14 protein-coding genes and 2 tRNA genes are annotated in these 17,171 nt (G+C 57.1%); 12 read left to right on the plus strand and 4 right to left on the minus strand.

Annotated features, from left to right (window positions below; translation table 11 throughout):
- Positions 1-91 precede the first annotated feature (91 nt).
- Entirely contained in the window at positions 92-745 is a 654-nt protein-coding gene (tmk, locus tag BBCT_RS00730; RefSeq protein ID WP_003836322.1) for a dTMP kinase, read from the plus strand.
- Positions 742-1,896, plus strand: a complete 1,155-nt coding sequence (locus BBCT_RS00735) for a DNA polymerase III subunit delta' (RefSeq protein ID WP_003836321.1) — start codon at positions 742-744, stop codon at positions 1,894-1,896. Before tmk ends, BBCT_RS00735 begins: the two co-directional genes overlap by 4 nt.
- A 129-nt stretch (positions 1,897-2,025) precedes the next feature.
- On the opposite strand, the gene BBCT_RS00740 is transcribed toward BBCT_RS00735, so the two are convergent.
- Positions 2,026-3,063, minus strand: a complete 1,038-nt coding sequence (locus tag BBCT_RS00740; RefSeq protein ID WP_003836318.1) for a LacI family DNA-binding transcriptional regulator — start codon at positions 3,061-3,063, stop codon at positions 2,026-2,028.
- 231 nt (positions 3,064-3,294) lie between these two features.
- Positions 3,295-3,555: an HPr family phosphocarrier protein gene (locus BBCT_RS00745; RefSeq protein ID WP_003836316.1), complete on the minus strand. Its 261-nt coding sequence runs from the start codon at positions 3,553-3,555 to the stop codon at positions 3,295-3,297.
- Between the two features lie 331 nt (positions 3,556-3,886).
- Here BBCT_RS00745 and ptsP point away from each other — a divergent pair, with 331 nt between their 5' ends.
- From ptsP to BBCT_RS00765, 4 genes are all read left to right on the plus strand, one after another.
- Positions 3,887-5,536, plus strand: coding sequence for a phosphoenolpyruvate--protein phosphotransferase (gene ptsP, locus BBCT_RS00750; protein WP_003836314.1), 1,650 nt, complete (start codon positions 3,887-3,889; stop codon positions 5,534-5,536).
- Positions 5,537-5,719: 183 nt separating this feature from the next.
- Positions 5,720-6,277 carry a YbhB/YbcL family Raf kinase inhibitor-like protein gene (locus tag BBCT_RS00755; RefSeq protein WP_003836313.1) on the plus strand — a complete coding sequence of 186 codons (558 nt, stop codon included), beginning with the start codon at positions 5,720-5,722 and terminating at the stop codon, positions 6,275-6,277.
- 132 nt (positions 6,278-6,409) lie between these two features.
- The gene (locus BBCT_RS00760) at positions 6,410-8,002 is read left to right on the plus strand and encodes a C69 family dipeptidase (protein WP_003836312.1); all 1,593 of its coding nucleotides are present in this window, start codon (positions 6,410-6,412) and stop codon (positions 8,000-8,002) included.
- Positions 8,003-8,108: 106 nt separating this feature from the next.
- A complete protein-coding gene (locus tag BBCT_RS00765; RefSeq protein ID WP_033512564.1) occupies positions 8,109-9,626 on the plus strand; it encodes a formate--tetrahydrofolate ligase in 1,518 nt (505 codons plus the stop codon).
- Between the two features lie 255 nt (positions 9,627-9,881).
- On the opposite strand, the gene BBCT_RS00770 is transcribed toward BBCT_RS00765, so the two are convergent.
- Positions 9,882-10,229, minus strand: a complete 348-nt coding sequence (locus BBCT_RS00770; protein ID WP_003836292.1) for a phenylpyruvate tautomerase MIF-related protein — start codon at positions 10,227-10,229, stop codon at positions 9,882-9,884.
- 174 nt (positions 10,230-10,403) lie between these two features.
- On the opposite strand from BBCT_RS00770, the gene BBCT_RS00775 reads away from it, so the two are divergent.
- Positions 10,404-10,940: a GtrA family protein gene (locus BBCT_RS00775; RefSeq protein WP_003836291.1), complete on the plus strand. Its 537-nt coding sequence runs from the start codon at positions 10,404-10,406 to the stop codon at positions 10,938-10,940.
- A gap of 165 nt (positions 10,941-11,105) precedes the next feature.
- On the opposite strand, the gene BBCT_RS00780 is transcribed toward BBCT_RS00775, so the two are convergent.
- On the minus strand, positions 11,106-12,530 hold the full coding sequence (locus BBCT_RS00780; protein WP_003836289.1) for an MFS transporter: 1,425 nt from the start codon (positions 12,528-12,530) through the stop codon (positions 11,106-11,108).
- Positions 12,531-12,982: 452 nt separating this feature from the next.
- Between BBCT_RS00780 and BBCT_RS00785 the strand changes: the two genes are divergently transcribed.
- From BBCT_RS00785 to BBCT_RS00805, 5 genes are all read left to right on the plus strand, one after another.
- On the plus strand, positions 12,983-13,642 hold the full coding sequence (locus BBCT_RS00785) for a histidine phosphatase family protein (protein WP_003836288.1): 660 nt from the start codon (positions 12,983-12,985) through the stop codon (positions 13,640-13,642).
- Positions 13,643-13,798: 156 nt separating this feature from the next.
- Positions 13,799-14,836 (plus strand): hypothetical protein, encoded by a 1,038-nt coding sequence (locus BBCT_RS00790; protein WP_003836287.1) that lies wholly within the window; start codon positions 13,799-13,801, stop codon positions 14,834-14,836.
- 352 nt (positions 14,837-15,188) lie between these two features.
- Complete coding sequence (gltX, locus tag BBCT_RS00795) at positions 15,189-16,709, plus strand: glutamate--tRNA ligase (RefSeq protein WP_033512566.1); 1,521 nt, start codon at positions 15,189-15,191, stop codon at positions 16,707-16,709.
- Positions 16,710-16,915: 206 nt separating this feature from the next.
- Positions 16,916-16,988 (plus strand) — tRNA-Glu (locus BBCT_RS00800).
- Positions 16,989-17,026: 38 nt separating this feature from the next.
- Positions 17,027-17,101, plus strand: a tRNA-Gln gene (locus tag BBCT_RS00805).
- Positions 17,102-17,171 lie beyond the last annotated feature (70 nt).

The following is a 17,171-nucleotide window of genomic DNA, read 5'->3' on the forward strand; positions in this document are numbered from 1 at the left end:
CGTTGCGAACGCCGCAGGACACACAGTCCGGTGGACTGTGTGTAGCAGTGAGCAGTGATAGTGCGTCGCGAGCGTCGCATAATTTAAAGATATGCAGGGCATATTCATCTCCTTTGAAGGCATCGACGGCGTCGGCAAAACCACGCAGGTCGAACGATTACGTGCGTATGTTGAGGCGCAGGGGCGCGAATGCGTGGTCACGCGCGAGCCGGGCGGTACTGTGCTTGGTGTGGCGATTCGCAAGCTGCTGCTTGGCGGTGTGGAAGGTTCCGACGCGGATATTGCTCCGCGTGCGGAGGCGTTGCTGTTCGCCGCCGACCGTGCCCAGCATGTTGCCGAGGTGATTCGCCCTGCACTGGAACGCGGTGCCGTGGTAATTACCGATCGGTACCTTGATTCTTCTCTTGCATACCAGGCTGGTGGCCGCGAATTGACGGCAGGTGAAATCCGCGACTTAAGTATGTGGGCAACGTGCGAGCTATTGCCGAATCGCACGTATCTACTGGATCTTGACCCTGTGCAATCGCATGCACGACTACAGCATGATGAAGATCGCATGGAATCTGCAGGAAACGATTTCCAACGTCGTACACGACAAGCGTTTCTTGACTTGGCAAAGGCGGAATCGCAACGTTTCCGCGTGATTGATGCCAGCCAATCCATCGATGAAGTATGGTCGCATATTCAAGACGATTTTGCACAAATCAGCCAAACGAAAACTTTCCAATCGGAGGCTGCCCAGTGAGTGTGTGGGATTCGATTGTCGGCCAGCAGCGGGTTGTCGAACAACTCAAAGCCATCGCAAGTGGCGATCCGAAAGCCATTGCGCAATCCTGGCTAATCTGCGGTCCTCCAGGATCGGGCCGTTCCAATGTGGCGCGCGCGTTTGCGGCGGCGCTGGAGAGCCCCGATCATGGTCTTGGCGACGAGCCGACCAAAGCCGTGCAGCAGGTGCTTGCCGGCACTCATCCCGACGTGACCGTGCTTGCCACCAACAAAGTGACCATCGGCATCGACGAGGTGCGAGACATCATCACCACTTCCGAACAGATGCCGAGCACTGCGCCGTGGCGCATCATCATTATCGAAGATGTCGATCGCATGCTGGAACGCACCACCAACGTGCTGCTCAAGGAGATTGAGGAGCCGAGCGCGCACACGATTTGGCTCTTGTGCGCGCCGAGTGCGCAGGATGTGTTGCCGACGATTCGCTCGCGCACTCGCATCGTCAATCTTGCTGTGCCTTCCACGCAGGCAGTGGCCGCATTTCTGGAACAAAATGGCGGATTTGAGCCGAAAATCGCGGTACGTGCCGCACGCCTTGCAGAAGGGCATATCGGCATTGCGCGCTTGTATGCGGAGAATGAGCAGGTGATGTCTGACCGTGACGAGCTGATTGTGGGTGTGCTTGGATTGCGTCGCGCGTCGGATGCGGTGCTGCTTGCCGGCAATCTTATCGACAATGCGAAAGCGCAGGCCGAAGCGGAGGTGAAGGTCAAGGCGGCAGAGGCGGAAGCTGATTTTCGTAGGGTCAATGGGCTTGGGGCGAAGGATCGTATTCCTCCGAAACTGCGTGGCGCGTACAATGCGATCGCCAAAAAAGACGAGCTGAAGCGCCAAACTACGCGACTTACGCGTGATGTGCTTGACCGTGCGTTGAACTCGATTGCCAGTATTTACCGTGATGTGGCTGTGCTGCAGAACAATGCCGAGGATTCGGTGGGACTGATCAATTTGGAGAATCGTTCATCGATCACCGAACTGTCGGTGCGGCTTACGCGTGGGGGAGCGGTGCGGCGGCTGGAGGATATTGCCGTTGCGCGTCGCCGCCTGGCCGGCAATGGCAATCCCGTACTGGTCTTCGAAGCCCTCTTCTGCTCTCTCATCGCCAGTTAGGTCTAGCGGTGTTGGCACATACTGTTTTTCGGCGGGCAGATTTCTCTAGTGAGCGGAAAAATGGTTGTTTGGGTATGATTCTGGCTTGCTATCGTGCGATAACTGCCAGCAAAATTGCAAAAATACGATTTAGCGCTGGTAGTTGGTGGATTCGCGCACGATCAGTTGCGGTGCAAGTGAGATATGTGCGGGGCTGTCGGGGCCGTCGTTGAGTAGGCGTAGCGCTTCGGAGACGATTTGTTTGAACGGCGGGCGCACACTGGTCAGTGGCGGCATGGTGGTGCGTGCGATTGGCGAATCGTTGTAGCCAACCACCAGCACATCTTCAGGCACGCGAAGCCCAAGCGAATGCAACGCCACCATCACGCCGAACGCGATCGCATCGTCGGCACACACCACGGCCTCCGGTTGCACGAGCGGCTCGGAAAACAGTCGCATGGCGCAGTCGAATCCGCGCTGCACGCTACGGTCTCCGAACTTGTTCCATTCGGTTTCGGTGGCAAGATGGTGCGCTCGCATCTGAGTATGGAACATGGTGAACAGTTCCGCCGATTCGAAGGAGATTTCCTTGCCGGCCATGTATGCCACGGATGCGATGCCACGTTCAGCCAAATGCCCGATCACGATTTCCATGGCTGCGTTTTCGTCGACGCTCACCATGGATGTGCGGAACGAGCATTGGCGGCCGCCCACCTGCACGATCGGCAATGTGGAGGCGTAATGTTCAAGCTCTGCGGAAAGGTAGGCCTCCCAGGCGGGCAGTACGATCAGACCGTCAACATGGCGGTCTACCAACGACTCGATGCGTTGAATCTGCGTGGTCTGATCGCCGCCGATGCCCAGCAGCAGTTGCTGCGAATCCACGTCGATGACGGGTTCGATTTCGTCAAGCAGCTGCGCGCAGAACGGGTCGTTGGCGGTCGGAATCACCAGGCCGATGGTGTTGGTGACGGTGCTGCGCAACGCGCTCGCCGCATAATTGACCGAATAGTTGAGGTGTGCCGCGGCCGCTCGCACGCGGCGTGCGATGTCGTCGTCTTTGGTGCGTTTGCCGGAAAGAACGCGGGAGACGGTGGCGATGGAGACGTTGGCCAGCGCTGCGACGTTCGTGATCGAACTGTTCGCCGAAGTTGCCGAAGCTGAAGCGTTGTCGGTTGTACGTGCCATGCTCTCCTCACCACAAATATTCGAAATGCTCGGAAAAACTCGGATTATTCGAATTACTGCCGTATCTCAATCGCGTATTCAAGAATAAAACAGCCACCCGTCGAAAGCGGCAGGTGGCTGGAAGCAAGTATCGCAATCATGCATGTTGCATTGCGATTTCATAATTGCGATGCAACAACTGAAGATTGTTGAATATCTTGCGAAATCCTGAAATCTTCAGCAAAAGGAAGATCACTCGGCGTTGACGAGGATGTTCAGCAGGTTGTCTGCCACGGTTTCGTCATCGGCACCCTGCACGTCGATGACCACGGAATCGCCCTGCTTGATGCCCAGGCCCATGACGGACAGGATGGAGTTAGCCGGAACCGGGTTGCCGCCTTCCTTGGCGATGGTGACGGTGCAGCCGGAGGCGGTGACGGCCTGGGTGAACTGTGCGGCCGGACGGGCGTGGATGCCGACGGGATCGTTGATGACGGTGGTGCGGGTTGCCATGATGGACACTCCTTTGAGTCGTGTGTTGATTGATTTTTGGTTGTGTTATTTGAAAGTCGTGCTGCTTGCCGAGCGAAATGCCTCGGTGCGCCGCTAATAATTACTATAGCACCTTTTTTCACGAAACGCAGAAAACGTTTACCGGTTGTGTGTTGCGGCTTAAAGTGTGTATACTGTGCGCAGGCTGAAAATGATTTACCGGCAAAGACGGTGGGAATCATGCAGTAACTCGACGCGCAAAGCAAGCGCGGAAATCACAACAACAAACGTTCGGTTCGCGTTCCCTTCGCGGGCAAACAACGAAACAAGGAAACAGGTCAAAGGAGTTCACATGATTATCAAAGGTGTTGGCATTGGTCGCGGTGTTGCAGTCGGCCCGGTCATCCGTATGGCGCAACCACTGCCGGAACCGTCGGACGCTCCGCGTGCGGAAGGCATTGCTGCCGAAGGCGAAATCGCCCGCGTTGAAAAGTCCCTCGCACTGGTGAACGCCGACCTGAACCGTCGTGCTGAAGAGGCCGCCAATGGTGACGAAGGTGCCAAGCAGGCTGCTCCGATTCTGCAGGCTGTCGCCATGTTCGCTTCCGATCCGTCGCTGGCTGAATCCATCAAGGGTCTGATTCAGCAGGGTAAGACCGCCGAACGTGCAGTGCTCGAAGGCTTCGCTGCAGTGGAAGACATGTTCCGTGCCATCGGTGGCTATCAGGCTGAGCGTGCCGCCGATCTGCACGATGTCGGACAGCGCGTGATCGCCGACCTTATGGGCGCTCCCGCTCCGGGCTTGCCGCAGAGCGAAACCCCGTTCGTGCTCGTCGCCGAAGATCTTTCCCCCGCTGATACCGCGGCGCTCGACATGAGCAAGACTCTCGCCATCGTCACCTCGCAGGGCGGCCCGACCTCGCACACCGCTATTCTGGCGCGCGCTCGTGGCATTGTGGCGGTTGTTTCCGCAGCCGAAGCCGAAAACCTGACCGACGGCACTACCGTGGTCGTGAACGCGGCCAAGGGTGAACTTGTCGTTGACCCGACCGAAGAGGAGATCGCCGTTGCCGAAGCCGCCAAGTCCCGCGCGGCCGCAGCCAAGGAACTGCGCGGCAATCCAGGCTCCACCAAGGATGGTCATCTGATTCCGCTGCTCGCCAACGTGGGCAAGCCGGCCGATGCAGCCAAGGCGCTGGAATATGGCGCTGAAGGCGTTGGCCTGTTCCGTACCGAATTCCTGTTCATCGGCAACTCCGAGCCGCCGACCGTCGAAGAGCAGACCCGCGCTTACACCGAGCTGCTGAGCCAGTTCCCAGGCAAGAAGGTCGTGATCCGTATGCTCGACGCCGGCGCTGACAAGCCGCTGCCGTTCCTCACTCCGGAAGACGAGCCGAATCCGGCCCTCGGCCTGCGCGGCCTGCGCACCCTGCGCGCCCACATGGACGTGCTCGAAGGCCAGCTCAAGGCGCTCGCCGCAGCCGATGCCGCCACCGATGCGAACCTGTGGGTTATGGCTCCGATGGTTGCCGACCAGCATGAGGCTGACTATTTCGTGAAGCTTGGCAAGAGCTTCGGTCTGAAGTTCGTGGGTGCGATGGCCGAAGTGCCGTCGATTGCGCTTATGGCTGACAAGGTGGCCGACGTGGCTGACTTCGTGTCGATCGGCACCAACGATCTGACCCAGTACACGCTGGCCGCCGACCGTACGCTCGGTTCCGTTGCCAACTATCAGACCGCCTGGCATCCGGCGGTGCTGCGTGCCATCAAGATGATCTGCGATGCGGGCAACGCCAAGGGCATGCCGGTGGGCGTGTGCGGCGAGGCCGCTGCTGATCCGGACTTGGCCGTAGTGCTGGCCGGTCTTGGCGTGAACTCTCTGTCCATGACTCCGGTGGCGCTCGACGACGTGCGTGCCTCCCTCGCAGAAGTCACCTTCGAAGAGGCTCAGGCCCGTGCCGAAGCCGCCCTTAACGGCGACTTCTACCACCCGGCCAACTGAGCCGTACTAGCTGTGCCTATCGCCTGTAACGTCCTGTTTTTCAAGTGATGTGAGGTCTGATAGGCCCTGTTTCCCGGAACGACCCCTGCCCGCGCTCCCACATAGGCTCGCCCGCAGGGGTCGTTTCGTTATACCGTCAATTGAAACCTTGTATGAGTCAGGCGCTTGAGGGATACTGGGTGCATGAAGATTTCCGCAGATTTCACCGTCATTCCCGACGCGTTTGCCAAGGCGGCGCCGCCTGAGAACTGCATCGACGGTACACCGATTGTTTCCTTCCCCTTCTACATTGATGCGCTTGATCCCGCAGTGCAGTTCCTGCATTGGGAATTCGTTGATCCGGATTCGATTCCGGTATGCGGTTTCCAGTGGAATCATTGGTCCCTCGCGAACCTGCCCGTGGACGCACTGATGTACGATTTCAACGATTCTCACGCGCTCGCGATTCCGGCTGATTTCTCGCGCACGGTTTCCGCGATGATTCCTGAAACGATTCAGGGACGCACGTCCGCCGCCTCGCCGTTGCTGCAGGGCCGCAGCAACGATCCCGCAGTGACGATGCGTTACAACGGTCCATATCCGCCGGATCAGGATCACGACTACTACCTGCATGTGTGGGGCACCACGGCTCCGCTTGCCGGCCTCAATCAGGGATTCTGGCTCAATGAAATGGAACGTGCGCTGCGTACTTCCGGTACAATCGTTGATCAGGGCGCTATTTTCCTCACTGGAAAAGCCTGATTTTTGAAAGAGCATCTAAAGTAAGACCAGAAAACTGATTTTCGCAGCAATATAACGATATAAAGATGCGGAAATCAGAAATATATCCGACGAAAACGTATTAACAATAATCGAAAGGATTGCTGAATAATTATGGCGTGTACCACGATTTTGGTTGGCAAAGACGCAAGTTATGACGGATCGACCATCATCGCCCGTAATGAAGATAGTGCAAATGGTGAATTTTGCCCGAAGCGCTTCATCGTAGTCAAGCCTGAAGATCAGCCGCGCAAGTACAAGAGCGTGCTTTCGCATGTTGAAATCGACCTTCCTGACAATCCGCTGCAGTATACGGCTGTGCCGAATGCCGATCTGAAAGAAGGCATTTGGGGCGAAGCTGGTGTGAACGAGGCGAACGTTGCCATGAGTGCCACCGAAACGCTCACCACCAACGAGCGTGTGCTTGGCGCCGATCCGTTCGTGGAGCTCAAGCCTGCCAAGGGCAAGGAAGGCGAAGAAGGCTTTGAGCCGGAAGTCGCCGGTGGTATTGGCGAAGAGGATTTCCTCACACTTGTGCTTCCGTACGTCACCACCGCCCGTGAGGGTGTGGAACGTTTGGGTGCGCTGCTTGAGGAATTTGGCACCTATGAGATGAACGGCGTTGCCTTCTCCGACGTTGACGAGATTTGGTGGCTGGAAACCGTTGGCGGCCATCATTGGATCGCCAAGCGTGTGCCGGACGAAGCGTATGTGACCATGCCGAACCAGCTGGGCATTGACGAATTTGATCTTGAAGATGCGTTTGGCGAGCAGGAGGACCACATGTGTTCCGCCGATCTGGCCGAGTTCATCGAACGCAACCATCTTGACCTGTCGGTGGAGAGCACTACGCCGTTCAACCCGCGTGACGCGTTTGGCTCCCACTCCGATTCCGACCACGTGTACAACACTCCTCGTGCTTGGTACATGCAGCGTTTCCTCAACCCGTACGACGAGCAGTGGGATGGTCAGGATGCCGACCACAAGCCGGTTTCCGACGATATTCCGTGGGCTCGCCAACCAGAACGCAAAATCACCATCGAAGATGTGAAGTATGTGCTGAGCTCCCACTATCAGGGCACCCCGTACGATCCGTATGGAAAGCTTGGCGACCAGCGCACCCGCCATATGTTCCGCCCGATCGGCATCAACCGTCAGAGCCAGCTTGCGGTAATGCAGATCCGCCCGTACCGCCCGCAGGTGAGCCGCGCGATCCAGTGGATCGCCTACGGTTCCAACCCGTTCAACACACTCGTGCCGTTCTTCCCGAACGTCAACTCCACGCCGAAGTATTTGGAAGACACCACCACGCGCGTCACATCCGAAAACTTCTATTGGGAGAACCGCATTATCGCGGCCCTGTGCGATTCCAGCTTCGCCGACACCGCCAACGCTGTGGAACGCTATCAGGAGAAGACCGGCGCGATGGGCCACCGCATGGTTGCCACTACCGACGAGCAGATTGAACGCTTGGTGGGTGACGTTACCGACGAATTCGATGCGGAAGACGAAATCGGCGATGTGCAGCCGATGGAACCGGATGAAATCATCGAAGCCGTGCGCAACGACGACGCCCGCGAAATCCTTGCCGCAGCCAACGAAAACATGGCCGCGCAACTCAAGGAGGAAACCGACAAGCTTCTTGATTCTGTGCTGTACACCGCCAGCATGAACATGAAGAACGGCTTCCACATGTCGGACTTCTAATATCTCACTATTCGGCTCCTGTGACCACGTTGCGGGAGCCGATTTTTTCCCGCAATACAACGTCGCTAGAATGACTTCATTCCAAATCGAAGAAAGGAAAACCCCAGTGACCAGCATTGAGGATTTCACCAGCCAGTACGGCTTGGTGCAGAAGATTGATGCGTTTGGCTATCTCGATTATTTGAAGAATGATCCGGATGCTCCACGCAAGCATGGCAAGGTCGTGCTCGTCACCGCCGATACCCCGTTGAAGGCGTCTCGCGGCGAGGGCAAGACCACCACTACGATCGCGTTGATCGATGCGCTGCGTGAGCGTGGCATCGATGCGGCCGCTGTGCTGCGTCAGCCAAGCATGGGCATTACCGCTGCCGGTTCCAAGGGTGGTGCTTCGGGTGGCGGCAAGGCTTCCCTGACTCACCCTGAGCTGATCGACTGGGGTCTGTGCGGCGAAATGGGTGCTATCGAAGCGGCTCAGAACCTGTTGGTCTCCTTTGCGGAGAAGGCTGTTGACGACGGCAAGCTGGACACCATTCTCGTGCCGCGCGTCTCCGAAGTGCCGTCCCGTTCCCTGCGCCAGATCGCAGTGGACCGTGGCAAGGGCGACGTGGCTGAGCGCGTGGTGCTCACTCCGACCTGCGAGCTTATGCAGATCGTTGTTCTGTCGCGTTCCATGGATGAGATTTCCGAGCGCGTTGCCAAGATGGTCGCCGGCACGAAGGATGGAAAGGCAGTGACCTTCGGTGAATTCGTTGATCTGTGGCGTATCACCGGCATCCTCGGCGACGCCGTGAAGCCAGCCAAGACAGAGACCGTGAACGGCTCTCCGGTGTACGTGCACGGCGGCCCGTTCGCCAACGTGTCCATCGGCATTCCGACGCTGGTTTCCGTGGAAATGGCCTGCGCATTGCATGACGTGGTGATTGTTGAGGCTGGTTACGGTACTGATGCGGGCGCTCAGAAGTGGCTTGACATTGCTTGCCGCGAGTATGGCGCACAGTGGCCGTCCGCAGCCATCGTCGTGACCCGCGCTTCCACGTGGCGCGACGATCCGGATCTGGCATGGCGCTACCCGTTCCACGTCCAGCGCCTCGAAGGTCTTGATATTCCTACCTTCCCGCTTATCAACCTGTGGGATGGCGAGGATGATCAGATTCCGGCGCTCAAGGACACCGCCAAGGAACTGGAATTCCGCGACCCGATCATCGGCAACCTGTACCGCGACGGTGGCGACGCGCTCGCCCCGCAGCTCGATGCGTTCGTCGATGCCGTGACGAACGGTTCCATGCCGGCCGAACCGCACAGTCACAAGGGCATGGCTCTGGTGGAGAACGTGCGTTGGGTCGCCGAGAACGCGTATGGCGTTCCATCTGACCGCGTGATTTTGAAGGACGGTTTCGCCGAATCGCTGGCCGCCGCTCAGAACCTATGCGCCAGCGCGGGCATCGATTTCGGTTCGCTTGCTTTGGTCGCCGTGAAGTCCCCGGCCACCATGACCGACAATGACCGCGCTCCGGAAGCCGAGCGTACGGTGACGCTAAAGAAGGTCGAAGTGCATTCCGGCGCCGGCCTGGTGCACGTGAACCTCACCACGTCCCTGACCACGCCGATGCCGAAGATCGTGTGATAAACGAGTCGTAGCGTTCTGATCGCAACGTTTTAGGGCGGCCACTTACGTATATGCGTAGGTGGCCGCCCTTTTTGCACCCTAATTTTGTTGGTTTCTAGCGAACGTCGCAACGCCATGACCTCGAAGGAACGGTGGTAACTTCGTCAGAAGTTGCCGCCCCGAACCGTGAGGCGGGAAACACGGTGTGTTTCCCGTAGGTGAGGTGAGAGGTTCGCAATATGGGCGAACCTCGAAGGAGCAGTGGTAACTTCGTCAGAAGTTGCCGCCGTTCCAGCCCCAGTCGGTGGTGGCGGTGTAACGGATGTACGTGCGGTCGGCCGGAATGCCCAGTTCCTTCTTCAATGCGGCCATGATCTGCTCGGTCAGCTTCTCCCAGGCGGAACCGGGCACGGAACGACCGAACACGTTCACTTCGACGTATGCGGCTGGCTTGGAATCGTCGCCGCCGAAATAAATCGGCATATTGTCTTCAAATGGGCACATCAGCCAGCCTTCGGACTTGCCGGGAACGGCGGTGATCGCCTTGCCGTATGCGGACTTCAGCGCCTCGCGCTGTTCGGCGGTGGTGGACACGGAAACATGGGTATGAATGACTGGCATGGTGCTCTCCTTGAATTGTTGAAATCAGCCTTTGCGGTTCACCTCCAGTCTAGGCGTCGAACGGCGCAGTCGGGGTGGTTGCGTGAGAAATTTTGGGCTTTGTCTGAATGGCTGCCAAGGTGGTCTGCGTGCGCGTGTTAAATATTCGTTGTGAGAAAACTGATTGAACAGCTTATGAAATTTGGCCTCGTTGGCGTAATCGCCTTCATTATCGACTGGGGCATTCTGAATCTTCTCGTCGGCGTATTCCGCATGCACAACGTGCTCGCCGCAACCATCTCGTTCGTTATTTCCCTGATTTTCAACTATGTCGCCAGCATGAAACTGGTGTTCAAGCACCGTGACGACATGGCCCGCTGGATGGAAATCCTTATTTTCGTGATTGGCGCGCTGATCGGCCTGTTTATGAACGACGCCATTATTTGGATCTCCACGTATGGCATGAACCATGATGCATACGTGTCACAGAGCACGGAATATCTGATCCGCACTAACGTCGGCAAGCTCATCGCAACCGCCGTAGTGATGGTGTGGAACTTCCTGACGCGCAAATGGCTGCTCGACGATACGCATACCAACGCCATGAACCGTCTACGCAAAGCCGACAACCGTCTGACTCCGGAGGAGTTGGAAGCCAAGTGGCAGAACAGCTTCTCGCACAAGCTTGGTGTATGGTCGCTGGAGCACACGCCCAACGGCTGGCCCAAGTAGTCCTGAATTCGGAAAATCTGTCTGCACAACCCGGAAATCTGCCCCGATTTCCGAATTGTGCAGACGTCCGGGCAGTCCTGAATATGAAAAGGCGGCGTCTCACACCTATACAAAGGTGTGAGACGCCGCCTTTTCATATGCTTTGCATGCTTTAAGTGCGAAAGGTCACACGCTTACAGTGGTGAGCATGGGCTGCTCGGTGGAGTCTTTGATCTGTTTGAAGCCGAACAGGGCGATCACCAGCGAGATGAGTGCCAAAGCCGTCACCACAATGAAACCGCCGTGCGATCCCATACGGTCGATGAACTGGCCGGCAATCGCCGAACCGACGGAACCGCCGATCGAATTCATCGCACCCATCCAGGCCATGCCTTCGGTGAAGCGTGTGGGCGGCACCAAGTGCAGCATCAGCTGGTTGCCGTTCACCCACGTCGGTGCCTGGCACACGCCGATGAACAGGTAGATGATCATGATCACCCACAGATGTTTGGCGAACATGAACGAGCCGATGCCCAGATCGACCACGACAAGGCAGAAGTAGAAACGCTTCCACAGCGGAATCGTCCAATCCTTCGCACCATACACGAGTGCGCCAATCAGCGAGCTGAACGAGAAGCAGGCGAACACGAAACCCGTGTACTGCTTCATATTCGCTTCCGTAGCGAACGCGACGATCGAAATGCCGGCAGCCGACTGGAACGCACCCAAGCCAAACCATGTCACGCACACGGCAATCAGTCCCGGCCCCCAGATCGACTCCTTGCGCCCGGCATTCACATCCGCGGCGGCCTGATCCATAGCGGCCTGCACTTCCGCAGCCGTTTTACCTTCGGAACGTGCGCGATCGCGAGCGTATTCGATTGCCGCTTCAGCCTGCAACGCCTTGGAACGGGCAGCTTCGCGCTCGCGGTATTCCTTGCGGGTCATGCCCGCTTCGCGAGCCAGTTGCGTCTGCGATTTCGGCTCGGTGGAAAGCTCAGTGAGGAACATGAGCGCGCCGACCACCACGCACACACCGGTGAACGAGAACGCCAACAGGCCGGAAATCACGGCCAGCGTGGAGGCGAGCGGATTGCCAATCACCCACATGCATTCGTCGAACACGCCGGAAAGCGAAAGTGCACGGTTCGTTTTCTCCGTATCGCCTTTAAGCAGTGTCGTCCAACGCTGACGGCTCATCGCGCCCCACGGCGGAATCGCCGCCATGAACGGCACAATGCAGAACAGAATCCATGAGGGCACTCGCGCGGTGATGCAGGAAACCAGCGCGGTCGCTGCGATCATCCACACAATGATCGTCGGAATCGACACCTGGCGCTGGCCAAATTTATCGACCAACTTGCCGAGCACCGGGCTCGCAACGGCCAGTGCGATTGCCTGCACGGCCGTCAGTGCGCCTGCCAGCGAGTAATTGCCGTAATAATGCTGCACGGAAATCGTGATTGTCATACCGACCATCGGGAACGGCATGCACGCGATTACTGAGCCGACCGAAAATCGGGCGGTGTGCGGTATGCGAAGAAGCTCCGCATACCCTCCGAAAAGACGTTGGCCGATGCTTTTGGCGCCGGCGAGGACTGAATTGGTCATGTTTTTGCTGCTCCCTTCTGCTCACGGTTGGTGCTTGCGTCCGCCGCTTTGCGTTGCTTCAGACCGCTTGATATACCCTTGTTCTGCCTTGACTGTTTTTCTTTCCAGCCCCAGTCTCTCTCTTCAACCTTGCTTGAACGTCAATCGATTGATGCTTCGGCGTGTTGCATAGGGGGGTGGAGATTGGTTGTGTGTCCTTTTCTTGACCTAGACAACTTTATGCGGAGGTGCTGTCGCAACACGCGGTACATTGAGGTTGGCAGACATAATTCGATTGGTTATTTTGTAAGTACTCACCACACGTTCATTTGGTGGACGAAAAGATGTTCGGCGGGCGAAAGACGGTTGTTGCAAAATGGTTGAGCAACCTTTCCAAAGCTTGCGATTGCAGGATTTTCGTTCCATCGGTCAACGTCAGCAGTCCGGCAGCATCTTGCGGAAAGGCGGTAGGGATGCCCGCAACAACCATCCATTTCGTACGTCACGGCAAAGTCGAAAATCCGGGGCATTTGCTCTACGAACGACTGCCCGGATTCCACCTGTCGGAAGTGGGCGTGCGCATGGCGCAGGCGACCGCGCACTACATTGCCGTCAGTCCGCAACTTAACACCGTTTCCGCCATCTACTCGTCGCCGCTGGAACGTACGCGTGAAACGGCCGGCGAAATCCTCACCGCACTCAATGAAGTGCGTGAAGCCCGTGGTGAGGAGCCGCTGGAACTTACCACCGACGAGCGCATCATCGAAGCGCGCAACGAATTCCGCGGCACGCGCATCGGCTACGGCGAAGGTGCGCTCTGGAAAAACGGCAATTGGAAGCTGGTGTGCAACCTGTGGAAGCCAAGCTGGGGCGAAAGCTACCAGTCGATCGCGCATCGTGTGCAAGCGTTCGCCCTTGAAAAAGTGGGGGAGCATCCGGGCGAGCAGATCATTGTAGTCAGCCACGAATCGCCCATCTGGAGCTACAGGCACATGCTGGAAACCGGGCACCCGGAACATAATATGCTGCTACGCCATACGGCGCTCGCCTCCATCACCTCCATTACCTACGATTGCGATACGCGAAAGGTTTTGTCGATCACGTATGTCGACCCCGCTGCCGGCGTGAAATAATGCGTGAAACGCGCGGCGGATGGTTGTGATGGTTGATAGCGGCAGGTAACGTGCGTCGGTTGTTGAAAGGAAGGGGATTCCATGCCATTATTGAAGGGCTGGGTCTCCTGATGGGCTTAGCGAAGATATGGACGTCGAGGCTGCAAAGGAGCACGAATGCCTTTTAAGATCAACAACGAAGCGCTTTACCCGCTCTACAATATGCCTCATACGCAGTTGGCCATCGAGTATTGCGTCAAAGTGGTGGAGTTGTGGCCGCTGCAAACCGCGCAGGAGATGGAGAACGACGCCAAGTATATGGAAGATCTGCAGGTAGGGTTTTCCTGCATGATGGCAAGGGCGTTGCTGCGCTTGCCGGATGAAGTCGACATATCCGTGGCGGAAGCCGTATATGAGGGAATGGATGAGATTCCGGGCTGCGATCCAGCAGTGGTGCAGGCCCTGAAGAAAGCCAATCAGGCGTACGACGTGATGCGTGATTATTCCGAAACCAACAATGCCGACCTGTTCTTCAAAGCGGCCGACATTCTGGGCATCTTCATCGACGCCCACGTCGAAAAGAGCATCCGCAGTGTGATGAAAAGCGTCACTCACCTCATTCGCGGTAGCTCCGGATTCGAATTCGACGGCGAGGCGTCGAAGAACGTCAGCTTCTGTTATGCCACCACAGTTGATCCGTTGCAGCTCACCGGTCGCTACCTTGCGTCTGTTGCGGTGTGCGACGGACTGATGAATCTCATGTGCGACGGCATTGATGATTTGGGCGAGCAGGTCATACGTGTGCTGCCGGTATTGCTGTACGCCAACGAGCTGTGCGAGCAGATGGCCATTCCGCCGACCTGCATGGGTGATGCGGCCCTGCTGCAACTGGTTGAGATGCGCGATTCCATACGCCACATGGATGGAATCGTTCCGGTCGAGGTCAATTCCTTCTGCGAGCGGACTTTCCTTATAACCGCAAACATGATGATTCCGCAGGCGGGCTTGGAATGGTCGTATCATGCGGATTGCCTGCGCTGGGATCCGAAGAAGGCCGAGCGGGAGGCCAAGGAAGAGGACGAGCGTAAGAGCAAGGAGGCGCTCGCTGAAAAGTTCAAATTGACGAAGGACGATTCGTCTGATTCGAGCGAAGCTTCGGACGTTGCGGAAACCGAAGATACGGAAGACGGCACCTCAGAACGCGATTCGAAATAATCAAAATACTGCAAAACGGATATTCTGAAAATAAATTTGGAATATGAAATCTTGTCGCGATATCGAATGATGGTGTTGACGTGACAATATAAAAAATCCCGGCACTTACAACTGCGGTGCTGGGATTTTTATTTATATATTGCAATACCCTTTCATTACAAAAAACGAAAAGCACTGCAGTATGGAACAATCCCGACGAACCTCGAAGGAGAACGGCGCGTCGGATACTCTCGGCAATGTCGGCGTAAGGTCGTACGCATTGTCTGACGTGATAAATGCAACGGTGTAGCGAAAAGCGAGTCGGTGTGTGGGAATGGGTGGCACGTCCGGTTTGCGGGGCACAATGGAATCTATGACTGAAGCTGAAAATACCAAACCGGAACTTCCTGAGAATGTTCGCGTGCGCTTCTGCCCGTCTCCGACCGGCATTCCGCACGTCGGCATGGTCCGTACCGCACTGTTCAACTGGGCTGAGGCCCGCCACACCAAGGGCACGTTCGTGTTCCGTATTGAAGATACGGACGCTCAGCGCGACTCCGAGGAAAGCTACAACCAGATCATCGAAGCCCTGAACTGGCTGGGCATCGACTGGGATGAGGGCATCAACGTGGGCGGTCCTGACGGTCCGTACCGCCAGTCCGAGCGTGGCGACATCTACAAGGATGTCGCAGCCAAGTTGCTCGAAGCCGGCTATGCGTACGAATCCTTCTCCACTCCGGAGGAAATCGAAGCCCGCAACGTGGCTGCAGGCCGCCCGAAGGCATTCGGCTACGATGGTTACGACCGCAATCTCACCGAAGAACAGAAGGCCGCTTTCCGTGCGGAAGGACGTAAGCCAGCCCTGCGTATCCGCATGCCCGACGAGGATATCGCGTTCGACGATCTGATCCGTGGCCGCATCGAATTCAAGGCCGGTTCCGTGCCGGATTATGTGATCGTGCGCCCGAACGGCGATCCGCTGTACACGCTGACCAATCCAGTCGACGACGCCATGATGAATATCAACGTGGTGCTGCGCGGTGAGGACCTGTTGAGCTCCACCCCGCGTCAGATCGTGCTCTACCGTTACCTGATCGAGCTGGGCGTGGCCAAGGAAATGCCGCTGTTCGGCCATATGCCTTACGTGATGGGCCAGGGCAACAAGAAGCTTTCCAAGCGCGATCCGGAATCCAACCTGTTCCTGCATCGCGACAACGGCTTCATTCGCGAAGGCCTGCTGAACTACCTGGCGCTGCTGGGCTGGTCCATCGCCGCCGACCGCGACGTGTTCTCTATGGAAGAGATGATCGAGAAGTTCGACGTGCGTGACGTCAAGGCCAATCCGGCCCGTTTCGACATCGACAAGGCCATTTCCATCAACGCCGAACACATTCGCATGCTCGAACCGCAGGACTTCCTGAACCGTGCCGTGCCGTATCTGAACCGTGACGGCGTGGTTTCCGCCGATTCTTGGGATGCGCTGACCGACCGTGAACGCGAAGTGCTGTCCGCTTCCGTGGATCTCGTGCAGTCGCGCGTGCGCCTGTTGGGCGAGGTTGCGGGCATGGTCGGCTCGCTGCTCTCCACCGAGGGCTATATCGAGCCTGACGACGATGCCAAGAAGCAGCTGAAGGATTCCGCTCCAGCAGTGCTCGACGCCGCAATTGCCGCACTTTCCGCTGTCGATGAAGCTGATTGGAAGACTGACTTCCTGCACGAGACGCTGAACAAGGCGCTGATCGAGGATGGCGGTTACAAGCCGCGTCTGGCATTCGGTCCTGTGCGTGTGGCCATGAGCGGCCGTCGCGTGTCTCCGCCGCTGTTCGAATCCATGGAGATCGTCGGCAAGGAGATTGCCGTCGCTCGCCTGCAGGGTTTGCGCGAGCACCTGTGATGCGCTGATTCGTGCGTTTGCATGACTGCATAACTGTTGACCCGCTGGAATGTTGTGTTCCAGCGGGTTTTGTTGTTCCTGAGAAGATGCTTTAGAATGGCGGAAAATAGCGCGACACGCCGTGACTTGCGTACTCTTGAGGATTCGCGTATATTTATCACTCGTTGCGGTTCACAGCTTTGCTTAGAATCACAGCGATAATTTAAGCCCCCGTCGTCTAGCGGTCTAGGACTACGCCCTCTCACGGCGCCAACACCGGTTCAAATCCGGTCGGGGGTACGACGGACAACTTTTCGGAGTTGCCACGCCTGCCAAATTGGGATGTGGTGTAATTGGCAACACAGCTGATTCTGGTTCAGCCATTCTTGGTTCGAGTCCAGGCATCCCAGCCAATGACCCTCGCGGATGCGAGGGTTTTTTGTTTTTCGCAAGTAAATCTGTCGCTATGGCACAGTCCAAGAA

Origin of the sequence: Bifidobacterium catenulatum DSM 16992 = JCM 1194 = LMG 11043 (assembly GCF_001025195.1) — a bacterium.
GTDB lineage: Bacteria > Actinomycetota > Actinomycetes > Actinomycetales > Bifidobacteriaceae > Bifidobacterium > Bifidobacterium catenulatum.

Excerpts from the sequence above, each read along its gene's own strand:
- tmk (WP_003836322.1), top strand. The coding sequence starts at position 92 with ATGCAGGGCATATTCATCTCCTTTGAAGGCATCGACGGCGTCGGCAAA.
- BBCT_RS00740 (WP_003836318.1), bottom strand. The coding sequence starts at position 3,063 with ATGGCACGTACAACCGACAACGCTTCAGCTTCGGCAACTTCGGCGAAC.
- BBCT_RS00745 (WP_003836316.1), bottom strand. The coding sequence starts at position 3,555 with ATGGCAACCCGCACCACCGTCATCAACGATCCCGTCGGCATCCACGCC.
- ptsP (WP_003836314.1), top strand. The coding sequence starts at position 3,887 with ATGATTATCAAAGGTGTTGGCATTGGTCGCGGTGTTGCAGTCGGCCCG.
- BBCT_RS00755 (WP_003836313.1), top strand. The coding sequence starts at position 5,720 with ATGAAGATTTCCGCAGATTTCACCGTCATTCCCGACGCGTTTGCCAAG.
- BBCT_RS00760 (WP_003836312.1), top strand. The coding sequence starts at position 6,410 with ATGGCGTGTACCACGATTTTGGTTGGCAAAGACGCAAGTTATGACGGA.
- BBCT_RS00770 (WP_003836292.1), bottom strand. The coding sequence starts at position 10,229 with ATGCCAGTCATTCATACCCATGTTTCCGTGTCCACCACCGCCGAACAG.
- BBCT_RS00775 (WP_003836291.1), top strand. The coding sequence starts at position 10,404 with ATGAAATTTGGCCTCGTTGGCGTAATCGCCTTCATTATCGACTGGGGC.
- BBCT_RS00780 (WP_003836289.1), bottom strand. The coding sequence starts at position 12,530 with ATGACCAATTCAGTCCTCGCCGGCGCCAAAAGCATCGGCCAACGTCTT.
- BBCT_RS00785 (WP_003836288.1), top strand. The coding sequence starts at position 12,983 with ATGCCCGCAACAACCATCCATTTCGTACGTCACGGCAAAGTCGAAAAT.
- BBCT_RS00790 (WP_003836287.1), top strand. The coding sequence starts at position 13,799 with ATGCCTTTTAAGATCAACAACGAAGCGCTTTACCCGCTCTACAATATG.
- gltX (WP_033512566.1), top strand. The coding sequence starts at position 15,189 with ATGACTGAAGCTGAAAATACCAAACCGGAACTTCCTGAGAATGTTCGC.